2 protein-coding genes are annotated in these 24,545 nt (G+C 49.7%); both read left to right on the top strand.

Annotation, left to right across the window (positions count from 1 at the left end):
* Positions 1–7 precede the first annotated feature (7 nt).
* The gene (locus OL444_RS26940) at positions 8–23,182 is read left to right on the top strand and encodes a non-ribosomal peptide synthase/polyketide synthase (RefSeq protein ID WP_264728273.1); all 23,175 of its coding nucleotides are present in this window, start codon (positions 8–10) and stop codon (positions 23,180–23,182) included.
* Positions 23,183–23,253: 71 nt separating this feature from the next.
* Entirely contained in the window at positions 23,254–24,540 is a 1,287-nt protein-coding gene (gene ectB, locus OL444_RS26935; protein WP_264728275.1) for a diaminobutyrate--2-oxoglutarate transaminase, read from the top strand.
* Positions 24,541–24,545 lie beyond the last annotated feature (5 nt).

The following is a 24,545-nucleotide window of genomic DNA, read 5'->3' as shown; positions in this document are numbered from 1 at the left end:
CTATAGTATGTCCGATTTTAATTTGTCCGAAATAAAAGCACTGTTACAGAAAGCTGATGAAAATGGAATTAAAATATTCCTGGATGATGATCAGCTGATCGTTGAAATGCATGAGGATACAGAAATAGATGATGTTTTTCTGGATGAACTGAGAAACAATAAAGCATATCTCATCACCTATTTCCAGGATAATAAATCGCAGGATAATGCGCAAACGCATAGGATTACTGCGGTGCCCCGCGATGGCGATACCCTCTTGCCGTTGTCATTCAGCCAGGAAAGGCTGTGGTTTATAGATCAGCTGGAAGGGAGTGTGCATTATCATATTCCGGCGGTATTAAGACTGAAAGGTACATTGAACAAAGCGGCCTTACAGCAGGCATTGCAATACATTATTAACCGGCATGAAGTATTGCGCACCGTGATTCGTTTATCTGAGCAAAGCAAGAAGGCTTACCAGCATTTGCTGGAGCTGGATAGCTGGCAGCTGGATAACGTGGAAATCACGGATACGCTGGAAGAAACCGTAGCAGCATATATAAGAACACCCTTTGATCTGCAGGCAGATCATATGTTGAAAGCGGGATTGATAAAGCTCACGGAGCAGGAGCATGTACTGGCTATTAACGTACATCACATTGCTGCGGATGGCTGGTCCCTGTCTGTAATTGTAAATGAGCTGATGGCATTGTATGCGGGTTTCTCTGCAGGAGAAGCACCGGCATTGCCACCTATGGATATACAATATGCCGACTTTGCCGTATGGCAACGGGAATACCTGAGTGGCGAAATCCTCGCAGGTCAGCAGGCATACTGGCAGCAACAGCTGGCAGACCTGGAGCCGCTGAATTTACCCGGTGATTATCCGCGTCCTGCCGTACAAAGTACCAATGGTGCTGCTATCAGTCGCGTACTCGATCGTACATTGACCGGTGCATTGAATAAACTGAGCCAGCAGGAAGGTGCTACCCTGCACATGACATTGCTGGCTGCTTTTGAAGTATTGTTGTATCGCTACAGCGGACAGGAAGATATTTGTGTAGGTACACCACTGGCCGGCAGACGGCGTCGTGAGCTGGAAGACCTGATCGGGTTTTTCATCAACATGCTGGCCGTAAGAAATCAGCTGGGTAACAACCCCACCTTTATCGGCCTGCTGGCACAGGTAAAAGAAACGTTGCTGGCAGCCTATGATCACCAGGATATACCTTTTGAAAAGGTGGTGGAAACGGTTATGAAAACGAGAGACCGTAGCCGCAGTCCTTTATTCCAGGTGATGTTTACGTTGCAGAATACACCGGCAACACCAGATCTGACATTAGGCGATCTCACCTTGTCTGTGGAAAATACCGCACATACCATTGCCAAATCAGATCTCTCTTTCATGCTGGGAGAAGCCGATGGTGAGCTGGTACTGAACGTAGAATATTGCACCGACCTGTTTAAGGAAGCGACCATTATACAAATGATGGGACACTACGAACAACTGCTGAAAGCAATCGTTGCACAGCCTTCCCAACAGATCGATTTCCTGAATATGTTACAGGAAGGAGAAGCGAATGCTTTGCTGCAACTGGCAGCCGGCGTAACCACCGCTTATCCGGACAACAAAACCATTACCACCCTGTTTGCAGAACAGGCGCTGATCAGACCGGATGCGGTAGCAGTGGTATTTGAAGATGCCCAGCTGACCTACCGGCAACTGGATGAACTCTCGAATCAGCTGGCACATTACCTGCTGGCAGAAGGGGTTACCACGGGCATGATGATTCCTGTGTGTATCGACAGAAGCGTGGATATGATGGTAGGTATTCAGGCCATCCTGAAAGCGGGTGCGGTATACGTGCCGCTGGATCCTGCACATCCGCCTGCACGTCTTCGTTTTATACTGGATGATACCAGCAGCAGTGTGGTCTTAACAACATTAGACTACTGGCAGGATTTGTTTGAAGCGGTAAGTTTTGCAGGTAAATGCATCTGTATTGATATCATGGCAGATGTGATTGCGCTGGAAAGCCCGGTACAGCCAGTGGTAGCGCTTACAGCAGATGATCAGGCCTATGTGATGTATACCTCCGGTTCTACCGGTAATCCGAAAGGTGTGCTGGTAAATCACCGCAACGTAGTGAGCCTGGTGAAAGACACGGCTTACTTCCCATTCAATGAAAACAGCATTGTATTATCTACCGGTTCCACCTCTTTTGACGCGGTAACCTTCGACTACTGGGGTACCTTGCTGAATGGTGGACAACTGGTGTTGAGCCCTGAGAAAAAATTACTGGACAGCAGCCTGTTAAAACAGCTGTTAATAGATAAACAGGTAAATGGTTTCTTCATCACTTCCGGTTGGTTTAATCAGCTGGTGAATACGGATGTGGAAATCTTTGCCGGACTGAATTATGTACTTACAGGTGGAGAAAAAGTATCGGTAGAGCATGTGATGAAACTGCGCCATGCTTATCCTGCCTTGAATATTGTGCACGTATACGGACCTACGGAAAATACGACGTTCTCCCTGTATTATCCGGTAACAGAATTCGCTTATCCGGGTACCATTCCGATTGGGCGTCCGTTGTACAACCGTGGCGCCTATATCCTCGATAAACACCAGCAGCTGGTACCAATAGGGGTACCGGGTGAAATCCTGGTGAGCGGTTCCGGTCTGGCCGCAGGTTACCTGCATCTGCCGGAAATGACGGCGGAGAAATTTATCGTTGATCCGTTTAATCCGGCTGCACGGGTATATCGTACCGGTGACCTGGCTCGCTGGCTGCCAGATGGTAACATCGAATTTGTGGGTCGTGCGGATGACCAGGTGAAGATCCGTGGTTTCCGTATTGAGCTGGGAGAAATTGAGAATATACTGCAGCAACACCCACAGGTGAAACAGTGTGTGGTGATTGCTAAAGTGGGCAATAGCGGCAGCAAATACCTGATCGGGTATGTGGTGCCGGAAGAGGAGTTTGATAAAGCCGCTGTACAAGCCTGGCTGAAAGACCGTTTACCGGATTACATGGTGCCGGCCCAATGGGTAACCATGAACGAACTGCCACTCACCGTAAACGGTAAAGTAAACCGTAAAACACTGCCTGATCCGGAAAGTGAGGAATCTGCTACCGTAGCTTACGTAGCGCCGCGCAATCCCGTGGAAAGTACGCTGGTAAACATCTGGCAGGATATCCTGGGAGTAGAACGGGTAGGCATATACGATAATTTCTTTGAACTGGGCGGACACTCCCTGCTGATCATCCGTTTGCAGGTAGCTATCCGCGAACAGCTGCAGGCGGCCGTAGAAATCAAAGACCTCTTTGTATACATGACCATCGCCGAGCTGGCAGCGTATGTAACCCCGTTACAGTCAGCAGGTGGTATATTACCCGCTATCACAGTACAGGAGAGACCCACGCATATTCCGTTGTCTTTCGGACAGGAACGCTTATGGTTTATTGATCAGCTGGAAGGTAGCACCCACTATCACTCTCCGGCGATCCTGAATTTAACCGGTGCTGTCAGCCGCGAAGGCCTCGCTTATGCCCTGAAATATATCGTGGAACGTCACGAAGTACTCAGAACCGTTATCCGTCAGACAACCGACGATGGTAATCCTTACCAGGAAGTTATTGCAGCAGATAGCTGGCAGATGGACACCATTCATACCGGTACGGAATTACGGGAAGATATTACTGCTTATATCAATACGCCTTTTGATCTGGCGAACGATTATATGTTGCGGGCATCGCTGATTTCTTTATCGGAAGAAGCGCACATGCTCATCGTTGTGGTACACCACATCGCCTCTGATGGCTGGTCTACGGCAATTGTGATTAAAGAGCTGAAAGAATTGTACAGTGCGTATATCCATGCACGTACGCCTGTGCTGGCGCCATTGCCGGTGCAATATGCCGATTACGCTATCTGGGAAAGAACACACCTGGATGACGCATTGCTGGCGAAACAGGAAACCTACTGGAAGCAACGCTTAGCCGGTGTGCAGGTGCTGAACCTCTCTACCGACTACGTACGGCCGCTGTATGAAAGCAGAAACGGTACGGTGCTGGTATTCTCCCTGGATAAGGAATTAACCGGCGCCCTGAATCAGTTTAGCCTGCAACAGGGAGCTACGTTATACATGACGTTGTTGTCTGCCTTTAAGGTACTGATGTACCGCTACAGTGCCCAGGAAGATATCTGTGTGGGTACACCGGTAGCCGGTCGTAAACAGGCCGAAGTAGAAGGCCTGGTGGGCTTCTTTGTAAATACGCTGGCTGTCCGCAGTGACCTCAGTGGCACGCCTTCTTTCCAGCAGCTGTTACAACAGGTAAAAGCAAACTTACTGGAAGGATACGCACACCAGGATATGCCATTTGAAAAAGTGGTAGAAACCGTAGTGAAAACACGTGACCTCAGCAGAAGCCCGATCTTCCAGGTAATGTTTGAGCTGCAGCAATCACCGGATAAATCTCAGGATGAAAACGATGATTTTGCTTTCTCCCTGGAAGAAACGCAACATACCACTACTTTATTTGACCTTACTTTCACGCTGTCAGAAAATGGTAATGGCCTGTTCCTGAGCGTAGAGTATTGCACCGATATTTTTGCGGCCACCACCATCGAACGGATGGCCCGGCATTATGAGCAGTTACTGCGCACAGTGGTAGCTGATCCGCAGCAACAGATCGATGTACTGTCGATATTGGCGCCGGATGAAGCGGCCGCATTGCTGCAACAATTCAGTGGTCCGGTAGTGCCTTATCCTACTGGCAAAACTTTTGTGCAGCTGTTCGAAGAACAGGCACAGCTGACACCGGATGCGATTGCGCTGGCATTTAATGAAACCACATTAACATACGGTGCTTTGCTGGCGAAAGCCAATCAGCTGGCGCATCACCTGATACAGGCGGGTGTGAAGGCAGATACGCTGGTACCAATCTGTATAGAACGTTCCCTGGAAATGATCATCGGCGTTGTCGGCATTATGAAAGCCGGCGGTGCATATGTACCGATTGATCCTAAATTCCCGGCCGAACGTATCGGTTATATTTTAGAAGATAGTAACGCTACGATACTGGTATCCTCAGAAACCAGCCGGGAAGTGATTCCTGCCGGTACGGCCATCATTTCTATGGATGGCGATCAGGAGATACTGGCACAGTATCCGATAACGAATCCGGTTATCACTACTACGCCGCAACAACTGGCGTATGTGATTTATACTTCCGGTTCTACGGGCAAGCCGAAAGGCGTACTGGTAGAACATGCGGGGCTGCTCAATCACCTGTTGGCGATGATCACGGAGTTTGAGATGAATGCAGCCACTTCCCTGGCATTTACGGCGCCATATACGTTTGATATTTCTGTTTGGCAGATGATCAACACGTTATTATGCGGAGGTTGTACGGTGATTTATCCGGAGTCGCTGATTCTGCGTCCGGATGCAATGATCCGCGATGTAGAAGCACGTGGTATTACCTTACTGCAGCTGGTACCTTCTTACCTGACGGCGGTATTACAGGATGATGGCGGCGTACAGCTGTCGGCGCTGCAATATTTGCTGGTAACGGGAGAAGCGGTATCACGGCAGCTGCTGGAACAATGGTTTGCGCATCCTGCGTTTGGCCGTATTCCGGTAGTAAATGCCTATGGTCCAACGGAAGCTTCTGATGACGTGAGCTTCTACTTCATGCGGGAAGCACCGGTATCGGCGAATGTACCGGTAGGTAAGGCGGTGCAGAACCTGCACCTGTATGTACTGGATGCAGGCCATGGTTTATGCCCTTATGGCGTACCGGGAGAAATAGCCGTAGGTGGTATCGGTGTAGCGCGTGGTTACCTGAACCGTGATGCCCTGACGGCAGAAAAATTCATAGCCGATCCATATCACGGTGGCCGTATGTATAAAACAGGTGACGTAGGTCGCTGGCTGCCTGATGGCAATATAGAATACCTGGGTCGTATAGATGACCAGGTGAAGATTCGTGGTTACCGCATTGAGCTGGGTGAAATCGAAAATGCGATGCATTTACATGAGACAGTAACCGGAGCAGTAGTGGTAGCGAAAGCCGATGAAAGCGGCATCAAACGCCTGGTGGGTTACCTGGTGGTAACACCGGAGTACAAACGCGAGGTGTTGCAGGCATGGTTACAGGAGCAGCTGCCGGAGTATATGATTCCTGTGCTGGTAGAACTGCCAGCTTTCCCGCTGACGGCGAATGGAAAAGTAGATAAGAAAGCGTTACCTGATCCGGTAGGCGATGCCATCCAGCAACGTACGTATGTAGCGCCACGCAACGAAACAGAAACGCAACTGGCGGCTATCTGGCAGCAACTGCTGGGCGTAGAACGTGTAGGCATATACGATAATTTCTTTGAGTTGGGTGGTCACTCCCTGCTGGCGATCCGTTTGCTGTCGCAGTTACGGAAAGCGTTGTCAGTAGAGCTGACGGTGAAAGAAGTATTCCTGTATCCGACGGTAGCCACACTGGCTGCGCGGGTATCCGGAGACACGGGTCAGACCTCCTTACCACCGGTAACAGCAGTACAGCCACGTCCGGAACGTATCCCATTATCGTATAGCCAGGAACGTTTGTGGTTCATCGATCGCCTGGAAGGTAGCACCCATTACCATATTCCGGCGGTATTAAAACTGAATGGCGCCGTAGATGTAGCGGGACTATCGTATGCATTGCAGCAGATTGTGGTGCGCCACGAAGTATTACGCACTGTGATTATAGAAGAAGACGGTACGGGTTATCAGCAGGTATTACCGGCAGATAACTGGACCTTATCGATACAAGATGCCGGTACGCAACCGGAAGTACTGATTGCTGCGCTGGCAGAAACACCGTTTGATCTGGCGCGTGACTATATGCTGCGTGCAGGTTTATTACGGGTGTCTGCTACCGAACATATCTTGGTGATCAATATGCACCACATTGCTTCTGATGGTTGGTCATCTTCCATCGTAGTAAGTGAGCTCACCGCTTTGTATAGTGCGTATATGGATGGCCGTGAGGCTGTGTTACCGGAGTTACCGGTTCAATACGCCGACTTTGCCATCTGGCAGCGTAACTACCTGTCAGGTGATGTGTTGGCGCAGCAACAGGCTTACTGGAAACAACAGTTGTCCGGTGTGGCTACGCTGGACTTGCCAACAGACTTTACGAGACCGGCTATTCAGGGTAGAAATGGCGCTGCTGCCAGCTTCCACCTCAACCTGGAACTCACGGAGCAATTGAACCGTTTGAGTCAGCAACAGGGTGTTACGCTTTTCATGACGTTAATGACTGCTTTCCAGGTGCTGTTGCATCGGTATAGCAGCCAGGATGATATCTGCATAGGAACGCCGATTGCAGGCAGAAGTCAGCAGGAGATCGAGGGCCTGATCGGGTTCTTCATCAATACGTTGGCTATCCGCAACGACCTCGGTGGTGATCCTGTATTTACGGCTCTCTTACAGCAGGTGAAAGAAACCTTACTGGCAGCTTATCAGCACCAGGATACGCCGTTTGAAAAAGTGGTGGATACTGTGGTGAAAACCCGTGACATGAGTCGCAGTCCGCTGGTACAGGTGATGTTTGTGTTACAGAACCTGCCGGAAGAAGCGGGTGATGCCGGTTTCAGTCTGAACATCCTGGAAGAAGAAGCGGCGCATACCAACGCTAAATTTGATCTGACCTTCCTGCTGGAAGAAACAATAAACGGATTGGCGCTGTCAGTGGAATACTGCACGGATTTATTCCGTCCGGATACCATTGAGCGGATGGCCCGTCACTATGAGCAATTGCTGCAGGCTATAGTAGCCGCACCGGTACAAAAACTGAGCGAGCTGCGGATGTTGTCTGCGGCAGAAGAAACACAATTACTCAACGTATTTAAAGGAGAAACCGCTGGTTATCCGAAAGATAAAACCATTGTAGACCTGCTGGAAGCGCAGGCTTTACGTACACCTGATGCGGTAGCGGTAGTATATGCCTCCGAAAAACTGACCTATCAGGAACTGGATGCCCGTGCCAATCAGCTGGGCCATTACCTGCGCAGCAAAGGTGTACAACCGGAAACCCTGGTGCCTGTTTGCGCAGAGCGCAGCCTGGATATGATTGTGGCTATGTTAGGTGTCCTGAAAGCGGGTGGCGCCTATGTACCGATGGATCCACTGTATCCGGAAGATCGTATTCATTACATGCTGGAAGATACAGCTGCACAGGTAGTAGTATGTCAGCGCAGTAATGAACACCTGTTTACGCACATCGCCAACCGGGTAGTGATAGACGGAGAGGCCGCAGCCATCAGCGCGCAGCCGGTAACAACGGTGCCGGTAGTACGTTTACCGCAACACGTAGCGTATGTGATTTATACCTCTGGTTCTACCGGTCGTCCGAAAGGCGTACTGATCGAACACGAAAACGTAGTACGTTTATTTGAAACAGATAAACCGCTGTATGATTTTAACAGCAGTGATGTATGGACGATGTTCCACTCTTTCTGTTTCGACTTCTCTGTATGGGAAATGTATGGTGCCTTATTCTATGGCGGTCGCCTGGTGGTCGTACCGAAAGCGGTAACACAGGATACCGGCTTGTTCGGTGAATTGCTGATCAGCGAAGGGGTAACCGTATTGAACCAAACCCCATCTTCCTTCTACGTAGTACAGGATTACCTGACCGCGCGTACGAACACCACTACCATCCGGTATGTGATCTTCGGTGGGGAAGCGCTGAATCCGGCGAAGCTGAAGCCTTGGCAGGAGCTGTATCCGGCCAGTCGCCTGATCAACATGTATGGTATTACAGAAACCACTGTACACGTAACCTATCAGGAACTGACAGCTGCGCATGTCAACAGCAGTGCCAGTGTAATTGGTAAACCTATTCCTACTTTAACGGCCTACATCCTGGATAGTCACCAATCACTGGTGCCGGTAGGTGTAGCCGGAGAATTATATATCGGCGGCGCCGGCGTAGCGCGTGGTTACCTGAACCGCGACGAGCTGACGGCTACCCGTTTCATCGCCAGTCCTTTTGCAGCGGGCGAGCGTTTATACCGCACGGGTGACCTGGCACGTTGGTATGCCGATGGTAACCTGGAATACCTGGGTCGTATAGATGACCAGGTGAAGATCCGTGGTTTCCGTATTGAGCTGGGAGAGATTGAACATGTGCTGCAACAAAGTGGTCTGGTGAGCAATGGTGTTGTACTCGCAAAAGCAGATCATACCGGCACCAAACAGCTGGTAGGATATGTGGTACCAAAAGAAGGATTCAGTCGTGATGCGGTACAGGCTCACCTGAAAATCCATCTGCCGGAATATATGGTGCCTGCCTTGTGGGTAATACTGGAAGAAATTCCATTAACCACCAATGGTAAGGTAAACAGGAAAGCATTACCAGAACCGGATGCAGACCTGCTGACAGACAACGAATACGTAGCGCCACGCACAGAAACAGAACACCAGCTGGTGAATATCTGGCAGGAGCTGCTGGGCATACAACGGGTAGGGATACACGATAATTTCTTCGCGTTGGGCGGTGATTCCATCCGGGTAATTAAAGTAGTGAGCAAAATAGCCAGCGTCCTGGAAAAACAGGTAAAAGTATTTGAAGTTTACCAGGCAGCTACGATTGCACAACTGGGCGCCTTGCTCGATGAAAAAACAAAAGCCGACGATACAGCCAGATTATATGAAGCTGTAAAAGCAGAATTGGAAGAACTGCGTAACAAGGTGTTACCTCAGCTGGCAGATGCAGCATTGGTAGAAGATGTATACCCCATGAGTGATATTGAAAGGGGTATGATCTATGTGTCGCTGGTAAATCCGGCAGATGCCTTGTACCACGATCAGTTCGTATACGAAATGACGGCGGCCTTTACGCCGGAAATCCTGCAGGAAGCTTACCGGTTATTAGCCGCTAAACACAGCATCCTGAGAACCGCTTTCCACATTGGAAAGGATGAACAGGATCTGCAGGTAGTATACAGCAAGGTAGATATACATATTGATTGGTTTGATTTGCAGGATGCCTCCGGCAACCTGGTAAAACAAACCGTAGAGGAATACCTGGCGGAAGAAAGAAAAACACCTTTCGTGGTGGATAAAGCGCCGTTGTGGAAAGCCAGCGTGTTCCGGCTGAAAGAGCATAACCTGCTCGTATTCCAGTTCCATCACGCCATCCTGGATGGCTGGAGTGTGGCGTCCCTGAATACAGAATTATTTACGCTGTGTGATATGTTGCTGGAGCAACAGGCTGCCATACCAGTGGTACCGCTGAAATGCAGCTATAAGGATTATATCATAGAAAGCCTGGTAGCAAAGAGGAATGATGCTAACCTGGTATTCTGGAAAAATGAACTGGCAGATTACAAACGCCTGGATATCTTCTCCAGGGAAACTGCCGCGGAAGCCATGACTTACCGTTATGCACCGGCTTTCTATCAGCAGCTGAAAGAAAAGGCGCAGCGGGATAAAATATCGATGAAAGGACTTTTCCTCGGCGCTTATCTGTTTGCCCTGAACCTGCTGACACATGAAGAAGAGGTGACTGTTGGTCTGGTTACAAACAACAGACCGGTACTGGAAGATGGCGACCGCCTGCTGGGCTGTTTCCTGAACACCATTCCGCTGCGCATGCAACTGGAAAGACAATCCACTACCTGGAAAACTTATTTCGCACAGATAGAAGATAAACTGGTACAGCTGAAAGAACGCGATCGGACCAGTCTCTTTGAAATCACCAAAATAACCGGTGAACAAACAGCGGAAGAGAATCCATTCTTCGATGCCATCTTCAACTTTGTCAACTTCCACGTATACGAGAAACTGGGTGAAGACGCTACTGCTGCCGGACAGCTGGAAAGTCAGGAGGAAGTGAAGATCCGCGACCATGAGTTAACCAACACCTTCCTGGATTGTACGGTAAGTATTACCGGTAATCAGTTACAGGTAGAATATTCACTCCGGAAAAAACTGAAATCAGGTAAACACATACAGGACTTGCTGGATTATTCCAACCTGGTACTGGAAGCTTTCCTCCATCAGGATGAGGCGCTGATGCATACGAGCTTCCGCTTACCGGAAGCAGAACTGGCGCAGCTGTTGCCGATGTTCGCAGGTACCGTGGTAAGTTATCCGAAAGATAAAACCATGGTGGCCATCTTTGCAGAACAGGTAGCCGCCAGACCAGATGCGATTGCCCTGGTATACGAAGATACCCGCCTGAGCTATCAGGAACTGGATGAACAGACCACCCGTCTGGCCCATTACCTGCATCAGCAAGGCGTAACAACAGGTATGCTGATACCCGTGTGCATGGACAAGCATATTGACATGATGGTATGTATCCTGGGTGTGCTGAAAGCGGGTGCGGCTTATGTTCCCGTTGATCCGGCCTATCCATTGGAACGTATCCGGTTCATCCGGGAAAATGTGGGCAGCAGCCTGATATTAACCACCAGCGATTATCAACAAACAATATTTGCCGCAGCAGACATCACCGGTAATATCATCTGCATTGATCAGCTGCATGAGTTGGAGAAATTGGATATAACGGCATGGACGGCACCTGTGTTATCACCGGAAGATGCGGCTATCATCGTGTATACTTCCGGATCCACCGGTACGCCCAAAGGCGTGATCCTTACCCACAGGAATGTGGTGAGTCTGGTGAAAGAAGCAGATTACTATCCGTTTGCACCAACACAGGTACTGTTATCTACCGGTGCTATTTCATTTGATGCGGTAACCTTCGAATACTGGAGTATGCTCCTGAATGGCGGCCGTCTGATCCTGAGCCCTGAGAAAACCCTGCTGGATAGCGGCTTACTGAAACAGTTGCTGCAGGAGCAAGCAGTGAATACGCTCTTCTTAACAACGGCCTGGTTCAATCAGTTGATCAACACCGATATTACTGTTTTTGAGAGATTAACCTATGTATTCACCGGAGGTGAAAAAGTTTCCGCAGAACACATGGTACGGTTAAGAGCTGCTTATCCTGCATTGCACCTGCTGCATATGTATGGCCCTGCTGAAAACACTACGTACGCTTTATATTACCCGGTAACAGGAACAGATTATCCGGTTACGGTGCCAATAGGGCGTCCGTTGAGTAACCGCGGCGCTTACGTAGTGGATAAACACCTGCAACATGTACCGATAGGCGTACCGGGAGAAATATTGGTGAGTGGAGATGGTTTGGCAAAAGGTTATCTGCATCTGCCGGAAATGACGGCGGAGAAATTCATAGAGAATCCTTTCCAGCCCGGACAACGGGTATACCGTACCGGCGATATCGGTCGCTGGCTCCCGGATGGTAACATTGAATTTGTGGGTCGTGCCGATAATCAGGTGAAGATCCGCGGTTACCGTATTGAGCTGGGAGAAATCGAAAACGTACTGCAACAATCCGAAGGAGTAGTACAATGTGTGGTGCTGGCCAAAGCAGATGCCACCGGCGGTAAACGTCTGGTAGCCTACATCGTGGCGGCGCCAGGATTTGATAAGGAAGGTATACAGACCTGGCTGAAAGCACAGCTGCCGGATTACATGGTACCTGTTTTATGGGTTACCCTGGATGAAATGCCGTTGACGGTTAACGGAAAAGTCAATCACAAGGCTTTACCGGATCCGGATGCCGGCGATCTCATTGGCCGCAGCTATACTGCTCCCCGCAATACCATTGAAAATACCCTGGTGAATATCTGGCAGGAGTTGTTAGGTATCCAACGGATAGGTATATACGATAATTTCTTTGAACTGGGTGGACACTCCCTGCTGGCGATACGCCTGATGGGAGCTATCCGCAAGGCCTTATCTGCAGAGCTGATTGTAAAAGACCTGTTTGTACATACCAATATTGCCTCACTGGCAGCTTATGTACAACAACAGCAAGGCTCCGGTACCTTATTGCCGGTGATCAGCAAACAGGAAAGACCTGCCCGCATTCCATTGTCTTTTGGTCAGGAACGTCTGTGGTTCATTGATCAGCTGGAAGGCAGTGTACACTATCATATTCCGGTAGTGCTGAAACTGGAAGGTGATGTAAACCGGGATGCATTGCAGTATGCATTGCAATACATTGTAGAACGACATGAATCCCTGCGTACCGTTATACGGCAGTCCGCAGAAGAGGAAACAGGCTTCCAGGAAATATTGCCAGCCGGCAACTGGAAGATGTTAATTGCCGAGGGTGGGGCACAGCCGCAACAACGGATGGCTGCCTTTATCCAGCAACCATTCGACCTGTCAGCAGACTACATGATGCGCGCTGCATTGTTCAGCTTATCCGGCGATGTACAGGCATTGGTGATTACCATGCACCACATTGCTTCCGATGGCTGGTCTATGTCGGTAGTGATTCGTGAACTGACGGCTTTGTACAGTGCCTATGTAACGCAACAGCCAGTAGAACTGGAGCCGTTGCCATTGCAATATGCTGATTATGCCATCTGGGAACGTGCTTACCTGCAAGGGGATGTACTGGCCCGTCAGATCGCTTACTGGCGCAAAAAATTATCCGGTGTGGAACCGCTTAATCTGCCAACAGATTATGTGCGGCCTGTACAGGAAAGCCGTAATGGCGCCGTGTTACAATTCCCGCTGCCATTACCACTTGCGGCATCACTGAACCAACTGAGTCTGCAACAGGGGGCTACGCTTTATATGACGTTGCTGGCTGCCTTTAAAGTATTGTTGTTCCGCTACAGCGCGCAGGAAGATATCTGTGTAGGTACACCGGTAGCAGGTAGAGGTCAGCAGGAAGTAGAAGGACTGGTCGGATTCTTTATCAATACCCTGGCAGTACGCAGCGACCTGAGTGGTGCGCCTGCTTTCGTGGAATTGTTGCAACAACTCAAAACAACGTTGCTGGAAGGATATGAACACCAGGAAATGCCTTTTGAAAAGGTAGTGGAAGCGGTCGTGAAAACCCGTGACCTCAGCAGAAGTCCGATCTTCCAGGTGATGTTTGAACTGCAGCAGGCGCCGGAAGTATCCCGTGCTGCCTGGAGCGAAGCCGCCTTCCTGGTAGAAGAGCCGGAACAAACTACTGCCTTGTTTGACCTGACATTCACCCTTTCCGAAGGTCCGCATGATTTATCACTAAACATTGAATATTGTACCGATCTGTTTGCAGCAGCTACCATCAACCGTATGGCTGGCCACTACGAGCAGCTGTTACAGGCGATCGTAGCCAATCCGCAACAACAGATCAACCAGCTGTCGATACTGGCACAGGAAGAGGCTACCACCTTACTGCAGCAATTCAGTGGTCCGGTAGTTCCTTATCCTGCCGATAAAACTTTTGTGCAGCTGTTTGAAGAACAGGCACAGCTGACACCGGATGCGATTGCGCTGGCATTTAATGAAACCACACTGACATACGGTGCTTTGCTGGCGAAAGCCAATCAGCTGGCACATCACCTGATACAGGCGGGTGTGAAGACAGATACGCTGGTACCGATCTGTATAGAACGTTCCCTGGAAATGATCATCGGTGTTGTCGGCATTATAAAAGCCGGTGGTGCATATGTACCGATTGATCCTAAATTCCCGGCCGAACGTATCGGTTATATTTTAGAAGATAGTAACGCTACGATACTGGTATCCTCTGAAGCCAGCCGGGGAGTGATTCCTGCCGGTACGGCCATCATTTCTATGGATGGCGATCAGGAGATACTGGCACAGTATCCGATAACGAATCCTGTTATCACCACTACGCCGCAACAACTGGCGTATGTGATTTATACTTCCGGTTCTACGGGCAAGCCGAAAGGCGTACTGGTAGAACATGCGGGGCTGCTCAATCACCTGCTGGCGATGATCACGGAGTTTGAGATGAATGCAGCCACTTCCCTGGCATTTACGGCGCCATATACGTTTGATATTTCTGTTTGGCAGATGATCAACACATTGTTGTGCGGAGGTTGTACGGTGATTTATCCGGAATCGCTGATCCTGCGTCCGGATGCGATGATCCGCGATGTAGAAGCACGTGGTATTACCTTACTGCAGCTGGTACCTTCTTACCTGACGGCGGTATTGCAGGATGATGGCGGCGTACAGCTGTCGGCGCTGCAATATTTGCTGGTAACGGGAGAAGCGGTATCACGGCAGCTGCTGGAACAATGGTTTGCGCATCCTGCGTTTGGCCGTATTCCGGTAGTAAATGCCTATGGTCCAACGGAAGCTTCTGATGATGTGAGCTTCTACTTCATGCGGGAAGCGCCGGTATCGGCGAATGTGCCGGTAGGTAAAGCAGTGCAGAACCTGCACCTGTATGTACTGGATGCAGGTCATGGCTTATGCCCTTATGGCGTACCGGGAGAAATAGCCGTAGGTGGTATCGGTGTAGCGCGTGGTTACCTGAACCGTGATGCCCTGACGGCAGAAAAATTCATAGCCGATCCATATCACGGTGGCCGTATGTATAAAACAGGTGACGTAGGTCGCTGGCTGCCTGATGGCAATATAGAATACCTGGGTCGTATAGATGACCAGGTGAAGATTCGTGGTTACCGCATTGAGCTGGGTGAGATCGAAAATGCGATGCATTTACATGAGACAGTAACCGGAGCAGTAGTGGTAGCGAAAGCCGATGAAAGCGGCATCAAACGCCTGGTGGGTTACCTGGTGGTAACACCGGAGTACAAACGCGAGGTGTTGCAGGCATGGTTACAGGAGCAGCTGCCGGAGTATATGATTCCTGTGCTGGTAGAACTGCCAGCTTTCCCGCTGACAGCGAATGGAAAAGTAGATAAGAAAGCGTTACCAGATCCGGTAGGCGATGCCATCCAGCAACGTACCTATGTAGCGCCACGTAACGAAACAGAAACGCAGCTGGCGGCTATCTGGCAACAACTGCTGGGCGTAGAGCGTGTAGGCATATACGATAATTTCTTTGAGTTGGGTGGTCACTCCCTGCTGGCGATCCGTTTGCTGTCGCAGTTACGGAAAGCGTTGTCAGTAGAGCTGACGGTGAAAGAAGTATTCCTGTATCCGACGGTAGCCACACTGGCTGCACGTGTATCAGGAGACACGGGTCAGACCTCCTTACCGCCGGTAACAGTGGTACAGCCACGTCCGGAACGTATCCCATTATCGTATAGCCAGGAACGTTTGTGGTTCATCGATCGTCTGGAAGGTAGCACACATTACCATATTCCGGCCATATTGAAACTGGAAGGAACGGTGAATACCGTGGCATTAGAGGCGGCGTTGCGGGAAATTGTAGTACGCCATGAGGTATTACGTTCTGTGATTATAGAAGAAGAGGGTATCGGTTATCAGCAGGTATTACCTGCTGAAAACTGGACCTTAACCATACAGGATGCCGGCGATCAGCTGGAGTCCCTGATTGCTGCGCTGGCAGAAACACCGTTTGATCTGGCGCGTGACTATATGCTGCGTGCAGGTTTGTTACGGGTAGCTGCTACCGAATATATCTTGGTGATCAATACGCACCACATTGCTTCCGATGGCTGGTCTTCCGGTATTATCATCGGTGAGCTGACAGCGTTGTACAGTGCGTATATAGGTAACCGTGAGGCGGATTTACCGGCGCTGCAGGTACAATACGCCGACTTTGCCATCTGGCAACGTAACTACCTGTCAGGAGAAGTATTGGCGCAACAACAGGCTTACTGGAAACAACAGTTATCTGGTGTGGCTACGCTGGACCTGCCGACTGATTTCACCAGACCAGCTACCCAAAGTACCCGCGGTGCTATGATGAATTTCCAGCTGCCTGTTTCCTTAAACACACAGCTGAATGAACTGAGCCGCCAGGAAGGCGTTACCCTGTACATGACGTTACTGGCAGCCTTCCAGGTGTTATTACATCGCTACAGCGGACAGGAAGATATTTGTGTGGGTACACCGGTGGCCGGCAGAAGCCAGCAGGAGATAGAAGCGCTGATCGGGTTCTTTGTCAACACCATCGCCGTACGTAACGACCTGGGTGGCAATCCGGCCTTCACCGCTTTACTGCAACAGGTAAAAGATACCTTGCTGGCCGGTTATCAACACCAGGATACGCCGTTTGAGAAAGTGGCAGACCTGGTTACTAAAAACCGTGACCTCAGCAGAACACCCGTGTTCCAGGTATTGTTTGTGTTGCAGAATACGCCGGATATCGAAGAAGGAGGTGCATTCTCCCTGGATGGATTAACCTTGTCAGAAAAAGAAACACCACATACCACCGCCAAATTTGACCTGAGCTTTGTAATAGAAGAACAGGCAGATGGATTGGCATTAAGTGTGGAATACTGCACGGATTTATTCCGCGAAGAAAGCATCGTGCGGATGGCTGCGCACTATGAGCAATTGCTGCAGGCTATCGCCGCAACACCGGCACAATCACTCAGTGAATTACCGATGTTGTCTGCTGCAGAAGAAACACAATTACTTACCGTATTTAAAGGAGAAACCGCTGGTTATCCGAAAGATAAAACCATCGTAGACCTGCTGGAAGCACAGGCTTTACGTACACCTGATGCCGTAGCGGTGGTATACGCCTCCGAAAAACTGACTTATGGTGAACTGGATGCCCGTGCCAATCAGCTGGGACATTACCTGCGCAGCAAAGGTGTACAACCGGAAACCCTGGTGCCTGTTTGCGCAGAACGTAGCCTGGATATGATTGTGGCGATGTTGGGTGTCCTGAAAGCAGGTGGCGCCTATGTACCGATGGATCCACTGTATCCGGAAGATCGTATTCATTACATGCTGGAAGATACGGCTGCACAGGTAGTGGTATGTCAGCGCAGTAATGAACACCTGTTTGCACATATTGCCAACCGGGTAGTGATAGACGGAGAGACAGCAGCGATCAGTGCACAGCCGGTAACAACGGTGCCGGTAGTACGTTTACCGCAACACGTAGCGTATGTGATTTATACCTCCGGTTCTACCGGTCGTCCGAAAGGCGTATTGATCGAAAACGAAAACGTAGTACGTTTATTTGAAACAGATAAACCGCTGTATGATTTTAACAGCAGTGATGTATGGACGATGTTCCACTCCTTCTGTTTCGACTTCTCTGTATGGGAGATGTATGGCGCCTTATTCTATGGTGGTCGCCTGGTGGTAGTACCGAAAGAAGTGACGCAGGATACCGGCTTGTTCGGTGAATTGCTGATCAGTGAAGGTGTAACGGTATTGAACCAAACCCCATCTTCCTTCTACGTAGTACAGGATTACCTGACCGCCCGTACAAACACCACTACCATTCGGTATGTGATCTTCGGTGGTGAAGCGCTGAATCCGGCGAAGCTGAAGCCTTGGCAGGAGCTGTATCCGGCCAGCCGCCTGATCAACATGTATGGTATTACGGAAACTACCGTACACGTAACCTATCAGGAACTGACAGCTGCGCATGTAAACAGCAGCGCCAGTGTAATCGGTAAACCTATTCCTACTTTAACGGCCTACATCCTGGACAGTCACCAATCACTGGTGCCGGTAGGTGTAGCCGGAGAATTGTATATCGGCGGCGCCGGCGTAGCGCGTGGTTACCTGAACCGCGACGAGCTGACGGCTACCCGCTTCATCGCCAGTCCTTTTGCAGCGGGCGAACGTTTATACCGCACGGGTGACCTGGCGCGTTGGTATGCCGATGGTAACCTGGAATACCTGGGTCGTATAGATGACCAGGTGAAGATCCGTGGTTTCCGTATTGAGCTGGGAGAGATTGAACACGTGCTGCAACAAAGTGGCCTTGTGAGCAATGGGGTTGTACTCGCGAAAACAGATCATACCGGTACCAAACAGCTGGTAGGATATGTGGTACCAAAAGAAGGATTCAGCCGCGATGCGGTACAGGCTCACCTGAAAATCCATCTGCCGGAATATATGGTGCCTGCTTTGTGGGTAATACTGGAAGAAATTCCATTAACCACCAATGGTAAGGTAAATCGCAAGGCATTACCGGAACCGGAAACCAGCATCTTAAAAGACAATGCATACGAAGCGCCGCGTACGGCCACAGAATATCAGCTGGTAAGTATCTGGCAGGAACTGCTGGGCATACAACGGATAGGGATACACGATAGTTTCTTTGAACTGGGAGGCCACTCCTTACTGGTGATCCGGTTGATTGCAGCCGTGCGTAAAGCACTGGCGGTAGAGCTGACCGTGAAGGATGTATTCGTACAGCTGAACATTGCTGCATTGGGTGCGTTTATTGACCGCCAGGGTAATAAAGTAATATTACCGCCAATAACTGCCATCACCGACAGACCTGCGCAGTTGCCGTTATCATTCAGCCAGGAACGCCTGTGGTTCATCGATCAGCTGGAAGGTAGTGTACACTATCATATGCCGGTGGTATTGCGCTTAAAAGGTACCATCAATACTGCAGCACTGGAATATGCCATCCGTGGCGTAATAGCACGCCATGAAGTGTTGAGAACCGTTATCCGGGAACAGGAAGGACAAGGATATCAACATATATTAACTGCCGACAACTGGCAGCTGGCACTCACAGATAAAGGAGATGATGTACAGGAAACCATCGCTGGTTTCATACAGCAACCATTTGATCTGTCGGCAGATTACATGCTGCGTGCCGGTGTAATAGCCCTCGCAGAAAAAGAACACCTGCTGATGATCGTGATGCACCACATCGCATCCGATGGCTGGTCGATGGCTATCATTGTAGAAGAACTAACTGCATTATATACTGCTTATGAGCACCAACAGCAACCGGACTTACCGCCACTGCCAATACAATATGCAGACTATGCATTATGGCAACGGTCTTACATTACCGGTGAGGTGTTAACACAACAACAGCATTACTGGCGCCGGCAACTGGCCGACCTGGAACCGTTGGATCTGCCACTGGATTATCCACGTCCGGCTGTACAAAGTACAGAAGGACAGGTATTACGGTTCGACATGGATCGTTTACTGGTAGATAAAATCAACCATTTCAGCCAGCAACAGGGCGCCACCCTTTTCATGACTTTGCTGGCTGCCTGCAAAGTGTTGTTGCACCATTACAGCCGTCAGACAGATATCTGTATCGGTACACCACTGGCAGGCAGAACGCAGCAGGAAGCAGAAGCACTGGTCGGATACTTCATCAATACCCTGGCCGTGCGTAGCAACCTGGAAGGTAATCCTGCCTTTACCAGCCTGTTGCAACAAGTGAAGGAAACCATGCTGGAAGGATATGCCCATCAGGATATGCCTTTTGAAAAAGTAGTGGAAGCCGTGGTGAAAGACCGCGATATGAGCCGCACGCCATTATTCCAGGTTATGTTCTCCTTACAGAACATGCCGGCTGCTACCGGCCTGGCATTAGGTGAATTGGAATTATCCGTGGATGAACCAGCCGCCGTAAGTGCCAAGTTCGAACTGAACTTCACGGTAACAGAAAACAACGGCGACCTGGAACTGAGCATTGAATACAGAACAGACCTGTTTGCAGCAGCCACCATCGAACGGATGGCCGCTCACTACGAACAACTGTTATGGTCCATCGTATGCCAGCCTTCCCAGGAAATAGGCGTACTGCCACTGCTCACAGCAGAAGAAGGATATGAAAAATTACATGTATTCAATACGATCTCTCCTAATCAACATAAACAGGAGGCTGCAACAATCGTAGACCTGTTTACCGCACAGGTAGCCAAACAGGGCGCTGCGACCGCAGTAGCGTATGAAGGAACGGTATTAACGTACAAAGAGCTGGAGAAAAAATCGGATCAGCTGGCGCACTACCTGAGAAAGAAAGGCGTGAAAGCAGAAAGCCTGGTACCGGTATGTATGGAGAGAAGTACCGAAATGCTGGTAGCTATACTGGGTATCTTGAAAGCAGGTGCGGCCTATGTGCCGATTGACCCGTCTTTCCCGTCAGACCGGAAAGCGTTTATACTGGCAGATACCGCCTGTCGCGTCGTACTCGCGGATACGGCTATACGTGAACAAATACAACAACCAGATGATTCCCTCACCTGGATCGATATCAAGGCAGAGTGGCCAACAATTGGCAAACAGAAATCGGTGCCGGCCAAAATTAACTACAGCAGCGCAGATGGACTGGTTTATGTGATCTATACTTCCGGTTCTACCGGCCAGCCTAAAGGGGTAATGATTGAACATCATAGCCTGGTGGATTACGTGAACGGTTTGTGCGAAAGAATTGATATCGCTGCCTGCCGCACCTTCGCCCTGATTCCAACAATTGCTACCGATCTGGGTAATACCGTAATATATGGCTCATTGGCCACCGGTGGTGCTTTACATATCATCTCGGAAGAAAGCATTAATGATGCGGCACTTCTGCAGGATTACTTTAATGCACACCCGATCGATTGTTTGAAAATTGTACCATCCCACTGGAAAGCATTGTGTACAGATACAGCGCTGTTGCTGCCGAAGCAACTCCTGATCTTTGGTGGAGAAGCATTACAGCAGGATGTGATCACGGCGGTAAGTGCCGCCGGAACTGCGTGCCGCATTGTGAATCACTACGGTCCTACAGAAACCACCATTGGTAAATGTATGCACATCGTAGATGTGAATCGCACTTACCACGGGGTACCGGTAGGTACTACTTTCTCCCGCACCACTGCTTATATCCTGAATCCTTATGGCGGACTGGTGCCGGTAGGGGTAAGTGGCGAACTGTGTATCGGCGGAAATGGGGTAGCGAGAGGTTACCTGAATCAACCGGAACTGACGGCAGAAAAATTCGTTCCACATCCTTTCAGCACCGCAGCAGGCAGTCGCTTGTACAGAACCGGTGACCTGGCGCGTTGGTTGCCCGATGGAAGTATTGTGTATATGGGTCGTATCGATGATCAGGTGAAGATTCGTGGATACCGCGTAGAGCTGGGCGAAATAGAACGTGTGCTGCAGCAAAGTGGTCTGGTAACACAGGGTGTGGTACTGGCACAGACAGAAAGCTCCGGTAATAAACGCCTGGTAGGTTATGTCGTAACTGCCGGCGAATTTGATAAAACAGTGATACAGGAATACCTGCGCAGCCGCCTGCCGGAATACATGGTACCAGCTATCTGGGTACCACTGGCGGAAATGCCATTGACTGCCAATGGAAAAATCAACCGGAAACGTTTACCGGCCTTAACACAGGCAGAGGAGTGGCTGAGCCATACCTACACCGCTCCGCGCAATGCGATCGAAACAAGTCTGGCAGCTGTATGGCAGGAATTACTGGATGTACAACGCGTAGGCATATACGATAATTTCTTTGAACTGGGCGGACACTCTCTCGCGGCCGTGCGTTTGCTGGCCCGCATCCGGAAACTGGGTTACAGCATCCGGTTGAGTGAGCTGATGTTGTTCAAAACAGTAGCAGAACAGGCTGCGTTGCTGGCAGATCAGTCGGAGGATGCTACGACCAACCGTAATGAGCATATCGTATTACTCCGGAATGCACCGGGTAATCAGGCGGTATTCATTGTGCCGGGTGGTGCTGGTATCACTGACGGTTACGAAGAACTGGCCAACCAGCTGGATGCTGCCGGACCGGTATACGGATTGAATATGATGGGCGTGCTCGAAGGAGAGACGCCGCTGGAAACCATCGCTGGTATTGCAGCGCAGAACATTCACTGGATGAAAGAAGTACAGCCTGTTGGGCCTTACCAGCTGGTAGGACACTCTTTCGGTGGTAAAGTAGTACATGAAATGATCCGGCAGCTGGAAGCGCAGGCAGAACAGGTACACTTCGCCGCTATCCTGGATACTGTAGCGGATGCCGGCAATATACCGGTGACTGCCGCGGGTATGCTGGGCGATATGGCGGACTACCTGGAAGAATACGGCTTGTTACAGCAACCGTATCCGGAGTGGATGGCCACCCTGCAGGCAGCAATGGAGCAATTACCGGAGGCAGACATGCGCGCCTATATGACAGCAGTTATTACCGAAAAATGCTTCACTGAATTTGGAGCGCAGGATCTGCAGGTACGTTTGTTCCGTTTACTGGCAGCAAATTCGACTATGCGTTATGCGGCTACCGGAAAAATAACAACACCCGTGACGGTGATCAGGGCAGCAGAACAGGACTGGGCAGCATTAGGCTTCGATGATACCCTTGGATGGACGGATTATATCCAGACCATTCATACGCACACAGCGCCGGGTAGCCACGATAATATGATCAGGAAAGAGAATGCTGCAGCACTGGCTGCTTATCTGAATAAGCAGTTGTTACAGGGCTGATAGCCTCCAGGTACACACACTTTTTTTTAACAATTATATCACTATTAAAAACGATTATTAAAACGGTTTGTATGTTAACACAAGTTTTTGAAACAATGGAATCCAATGTGCGCAGCTATTCCCGGAGTTTTCCGGCGGTATTCCGGAAAGCAAAGGGCACTTTATTGTATGCGGATAACGGTGACGCATATATTGATTTCCTGATGGGGGCCGGTGCACTTAATTATGGTCATAATAATGACTTCATCAAAGCGCAGCTGCTGGAATACATGGCAGAAGACTACATCATGCAGGGGCTGGACATGTTTACCGTAGCGAAAAGCGAATTTATTACGACTTTCAATGACTTGTTGTTAAAACCACGAGGCCTGAATTACAAATTTCAGTTCTGCGGACCTACCGGTACCAACGCCATTGAAGCCGCGCTGAAACTGGCACGTAACTATACCCGCCGTTCCAATGTGATCTCCTTTATGGGTGGTTACCATGGCCTGTCTCAGGGTAGTCTGGCACTCACCAGCAACCAATACAACAGACAGGTAGCCGGTGTTGGATTACATAACGTAACATTCCTCCCTTTTGAAAATAATGCGGCAGGATTTGATAGCCTGGCATATTTTGAGATGATTCTCGAAGACAGCCACTCCGGTATCGAAAAACCAGCAGCAGTAATATTGGAAACAGTACAGGCAGAAGGTGGTATCAACGTAGCTTCTCCCGAATGGCTGGCTGCTTTGAAAGGAATTTGTGAAAAACATGGTATCCTGTTTATCGCAGATGATATCCAGATCGGCTGCGGCAGATCCGGTAACTTCTTCTCTTTTGAGCGTGCAGGTATTGTACCGGATATCGTGGTATTATCCAAATCCCTGAGTGGTTATGGTTTACCAATGGCGATGCTGTTGTTCAAACCAGAACTGGATATCTGGCAACCAGGCGAACACAATGGTACTTTCCGTGGTTATCAGCTGGCTTTTATAGGTGGTAAGGCGGCCCTGGAATTCCGGGAGCAAACCAACCTGGATGCAGCGGTGAAAGAAAAATCAGCCTACATCAATCGTTTCCTGCACGAAGAAATTAAAGGGGATGATGAGCGTATTTCCATCAGAGGTTTAGGTATGATGTGGGGTATTGATTTATCTGCTTATGACGATGTTTTACTGGCGAAAAAAATAGCACAGGATTGTTTCAAAAAACAACTGATCGTAGAATGTGTAGGCCGTCATGACAGAGTAATCAAACTGTTGCCACCATTAACTGTAGAGCAGGATGTACTGGATAAAGCCCTTACCATCGTTCGGGATACCATTCAGCAGCATACTGGTAAGAAAGCAAACCTGCAGACGTCCGTGGCGTAATAACC

The sequence above is a fragment of the Chitinophaga nivalis genome (assembly GCF_025989125.1).
GTDB classification, from domain to species: Bacteria; Bacteroidota; Bacteroidia; order Chitinophagales; family Chitinophagaceae; genus Chitinophaga; species Chitinophaga nivalis.
This window is presented reverse-complemented; position numbering and strand designations above follow the sequence as displayed.

What these genes read in the sequence shown, in the direction of transcription:
- ectB (WP_264728275.1), top strand. Translation starts at nt 23,254, where the DNA reads ATGTTAACACAAGTTTTTGAAACAATGGAATCCAATGTGCGCAGCTAT.
- OL444_RS26940 (WP_264728273.1), top strand. Translation starts at nt 8, where the DNA reads ATGTCCGATTTTAATTTGTCCGAAATAAAAGCACTGTTACAGAAAGCT.